The organism is Frankia sp. CcMO1 (genome assembly GCF_977945845.1).
Map to the genome: position 1 here is coordinate 1 of NZ_CDWTMG010000320.1, position 4,357 is coordinate 4,357.

At 69.7% G+C, this 4,357-nt stretch carries 4 protein-coding genes; all 4 read left to right on the forward strand.

The genetic code is table 11. The features are described 5' to 3' along the window. The first annotated feature begins 468 nt into the window (after positions 1-468). The 4 genes from AC08OU_RS22950 (at position 469) to AC08OU_RS22965 (ending at position 4,198) form a co-directional block, all read left to right on the forward strand. Positions 469-687, forward strand: a complete 219-nt coding sequence (locus AC08OU_RS22950) for a hypothetical protein (protein WP_462186578.1) — start codon at positions 469-471, stop codon at positions 685-687. A gap of 370 nt (positions 688-1,057) precedes the next feature. Beyond that, positions 1,058-2,320, forward strand: a complete 1,263-nt coding sequence (locus tag AC08OU_RS22955) for a TIR domain-containing protein (RefSeq protein ID WP_476605776.1) — start codon at positions 1,058-1,060, stop codon at positions 2,318-2,320. Further along, a complete protein-coding gene (locus AC08OU_RS22960) occupies positions 2,317-3,186 on the forward strand; it encodes a hypothetical protein (protein WP_476602302.1) in 870 nt (289 codons plus the stop codon). Before AC08OU_RS22955 ends, AC08OU_RS22960 begins: the two co-directional genes overlap by 4 nt. Beyond that, complete coding sequence (locus AC08OU_RS22965; RefSeq protein ID WP_476602303.1) at positions 3,152-4,198, forward strand: TIR domain-containing protein; 1,047 nt, start codon at positions 3,152-3,154, stop codon at positions 4,196-4,198. Before AC08OU_RS22960 ends, AC08OU_RS22965 begins: the two co-directional genes overlap by 35 nt. Positions 4,199-4,357: the final 159 nt, after the last annotated feature.

Below are 4,357 nucleotides of genomic sequence, written 5' to 3' on the forward strand. Positions count from 1 at the left end.
GTCCCCACCTGACGGCAGCCGACCCCAACCACCCCGCCCGGCGCGGCCCACAGCCATGCCCGTGAACCGTCACCCACAGCAAGATCGCTAAAGCAGGTGAATGTTTACGACACTCTCCGGCCCGGCGGCCCCGGCCAGCATGATGTTCGCGATACGTGACTACCCAAGCACATGCGTGTGTCGCTGGTGCGCGCATCCAGGAGACTGTCTTGATCAGTACCGATCAGTACCGATCAGTACCGATCAGTACCGATCAGTACCGATCAGTACCGATCAGTACCGACCGGTACCGGTCGAGACCGCTGGTCGCGAGCGGCGACGGGTGTCCGACGACCGGTAGCCTACTGGGGAGGAATGGTCACCGACCGATTGGCGTCGGCATCGTTACGCAGTCTCCGGGATCGTGGCCGGGGACGGCCGCGGCCACCGGCGGCATCGGCCGGCCCGAATTGGCTAACGTCGGCAACCGTGGATCGACTACCGCTGCTTGTCGGGTCCGGCGACATCGCTCGGGCGCTGGGTCTGACCCGCCAGGCGGTCGACCATCGGCTCCGGGTCGATCCGGCCGCGCCGAGCCCGGCTGCGGTGGTAAATCGCACCGCCACCTGGGGCGGGACCCGGATCTGGTGGCGAGCGGAGATTGATCGTTGGCTCCGGCTCGAACCCGAGCACTGGGAGGTGCGCTGAGGGAGGTCGCCGGGAAAACGCGCCGACGGAAATCTGACGGAAAGCAGAAAGTTCCGCCCGGGGCATCCGGTGACCGGCGGTAGACGTCCGCGGGACGCGGGACGTACTCGATGGACCGGCCTGTTCCCGCCACGTCCATGTTGGACGATCGTTGTTGAACGATCATTGAGGAAACCGGGCGGACGGCTATCGCCATGCCGTCGGTCGGCTGATAGCGTCTGATGCCACCGTCCGCTGGGTGACGGTAGGTTCGGGGGCGCATGGTGCTGGATTTTGAGGGTACCCGATGAAGAACTACTTCTTCATCTCCTATGGAGTCGAAATGAAATAACTTGCGCGTTTCGAACCCTCCACAGGCCTGTGACCTGCGATGATGCTCTCGATCACGTATTTGTTACTTCATTACGTCCCCTATGCGGCAGATGAGGATCGGCGCTGGGTGCAGCGCTTTCACGCTGATCTCGAGTACGAGCTGCGGGTTCAGGTTGGCTCCGCGGTGGGCGGAATCCTGGACACCCGCCCGCGTCCCGGCATGGACGCCGACCTGGCCCTGGCCGCCGGCGCCGGTGGAACCCGCGTGATGGTGGCGCTCTGTTCCGATCCCTTTTTCAGGGACGCCTGGTGCGGGCGCGAGTGGGAGGTCTTCCACTCGCGCATCGAAAATTTCAGCAAGGCCGGTGCGACCAGGCTGGAGGATGGTTTCATCCGGGTGCTGTGGCGTCCGGTGCAGGATCCCGTCCCGGCGATCGCGACGAAGGATCTCGCGGACGCGAGCGCGGGGCTCCCCGACACCTACCGCCAGCGCGGCCTGCTCTGGATGATGCGCAAGATGCTGCTCGGGGCGGGCGGATACTACTGGTTCGTCCGTATGTTCGCGGCGCGGATCGTCGCGGCCCAGCAAATCACCCTGGACCCGGTGCTCGACCTCGCGGTGCGCCGCGCCGCCGCGGCCTTCGGCTCCCACCCCGGCTCGTCCGGGGACCCGCCGGAAGCGATGCCCCCCTTCCTTCCGCTGGCCGGGTCCGTGAACGTGAACGGGAACGTGAACGGGAACGGGAGAGCCGGTTTCCGGACCCACGGCGACGGCGACGAGGCGCGGCGCGCGGCTTCGATCGGGACGGCATCCCCCGTGCCCACGCCGACGACCACCTCCTGCCGAACCACGCCGCCGGCGGCGTCTCACGTACCGCCGCCGCAGACTCCGACGGCGGAGGTCTCCCGCTTGGTCGCCATCAGCTACGTCGGCGCCGACCAGGAGTGGGCGGACTGGCTCGAATACCTGCTGCGCCGCGGCTCCCACCGGGTCGTGCAGGTCAGATGGGCGCAGAGTAGAGGTGAGCGGCTGGCCGAGACGGTTGACCGCATCGCCGCGCGCCGGCCGGATGTCACCGTGGCCCTGCTGTCGCGGCGCTACCGGCCGCCCCGCCCGGAGAACCCTGGCGAGACCGAGATCGAGGCGTGGGAGCGGCTGGGGCTGGCGGGACCGCTCGAGAATCAGGTCATCCGGGCGGTCATCGACCGCGAACCGTTACCCGAGCCGCTGCGGACGCTGCCGAAGCTGGACCTGAGCCGGTTCGAGCCGACCGCGGTCGACGGACTGCTGGCGGGGATACAGGCGGGAGCCCGGCGATGAACGCCTATGCCCGGCCCGGTCGCCGGCCCGGCGATGCGCCCCCGGTGTGGCGCAGCCGCCGGGAGAACGAGCTGTTCGCCGGTCGCGACGACGAGCTGGAACGCATCTGGGACGGTCTGGCCCGGCATCGGCGGGTGGTGCTGGTGCCGGAGGGCGACCAGTCCGACATCGGGGAGACCGAGCTCGCTGGCGAGTACCAGCATCGGTTCAAGCTGCGCTACGACGTCTCGTGGTGGGTGGACTGCTCGACGACCACCGCCGTCCCCGGGCAGATCGGCGAGCTCTACGAGCGGGTCCGCACCGGACTTACCGGCCCCGCCCCGGGCGCGGCCGGCGCCGGGCCGGAGCCCAGCGCGGGGTGGTTGGTCATCTTCGCGGGTGTGGGCAGTCCGGATGAGGTGGCGGAGTTCCTGCCCGACGGCGAGGCGCATGTGATCATCATCGCCGACCGCACCGTGGACGCCTGGCGGGACCGGACGATGCCCATCGGGCCGTTGCGTCGTCGCGAGTCGGTCATGCTGCTCACCAGCGCGGCGCCGATGGTCGACCCGGCCACCGCAGCCCAGCTGGGGGAGCTGGTCGGACACCGGCCCGCCCTGCTCGCGGAGATCGCCGGGTACCTGATCCGCGAGGCGGTCGTGACGCCGGAACTGTGTCGGCGCCTGCTGGAGATGGCGGCGTTGCGGCCGACGCCGGCCGTCCGGGACGCCACCGGCGGTGACCAGTCGTCCCGGGCCCGGGCGATGCGTGATTCCGGACCCCCGCCGTGTCCGTGGGCTCCGCCGGGGCCGCCACCGTCATGGTCGCAGACGAGGTACGTGACCCGGTGGGGTGCGACGCGGCGCAGGCACCATCGATTCCTGTGATCAACAAGCACGGCTGGCCCCCCGGGAGGTCGACGAGCTCGTCGCGGCCCTGATGCGGGTGGAGTACATCGCCGACCTGGCCGGTTTCGACCACTGGTTCGACGAGCTGGCGCGGATCCTCGGTCGCACGGTCGCGCTGACCTCCCCGGTCGTCGCGGTCCGCCTGACCACGCTGGTCAGCGAGGCGGTCGGCCAGCCCGATCCCGGCATGCTCGACGCCCTGGTGCAGGCCCTCGACCTGGTCGCGCCGCGCGACGACCGGTCTGTCGTGGACTTCCGGCGCTTGGTGGCCGAGCTGCGATCCCACTGGAGCGGCGCGGGCTCGGCGCTGCTCGGCGTGTCATCACCGGTGCCCGCGCACCAGTTCGCCTCCTGGCCACCGCTCGAGCTGCCTGGACCGCCCTCCTCGCCCCCGCCCAGCCACGGGCCGTCGGGCGCCCCGACCTACTACTTCTTCACCAGCCACGCGCACCGCGACGACCGGGATCGCGTGGCCATCTTCCATCGGGAGCTCGAGCTGGAGCTGCGCCGCAAGGTCAGGCGCCGGATCCGGCCGACGGGATTCTTCGACGCCGACCGGCTGGGCGGCGGGGAGCACTGGCCGACCTCGCTGCGCGACGCGGTGCGCACGGCTCCGGTGCTGGTCGCGCTGTGGTGCGACGACTACTTCGAGAGCGACTGGTGCGGCCGGGAGTTCGGCGTCTTTCAGGAACGTATCCGCCGGGCGACCAAGCCGGGCGGGAACCCGCCGTCCGGGATCATTCCCGTGCCCTGGCTGCGGCGGGACGCCGAGGTACCCGAGGCGGCCCATGAACTCCACATCGCGCATATGGAGCTTGGTCGTCAATATGACAACCTTCCAGTCCTGGATTTGATGCGCCATCCCGCCGCCTTCGCGGAGTATGTAAGTCTGCTGGCCTACCGGGTCATGGATGTCGCTCGCGACCAGCTGCCGCCGTTGGACGCCGAGGCGACGGAGCTCGTCCGTTCCCCGTTCCACCATCAGTCGTGAGCTGCACGGAGCCGTGATGAGCTGCACGAACACCCCACGGCCGGCACCCGGCGGCAGCGCGCCGCGACCGTCTCGCCGCACCCGGGCCCCAGCGGTGAAGAATGTGGTCCGACCTGTGCGAGCTGCCGTGGACGTGGGAGGACCGGGTGCAATGGCGGG

Bases quoted from the DNA above. Each gene is read 5' to 3' on its own strand.
- AC08OU_RS22955 (WP_476605776.1), top strand. From the start codon at position 1,058: ATGATGCTCTCGATCACGTATTTGTTACTTCATTACGTCCCCTATGCG.
- AC08OU_RS22960 (WP_476602302.1), top strand. From the start codon at position 2,317: ATGAACGCCTATGCCCGGCCCGGTCGCCGGCCCGGCGATGCGCCCCCG.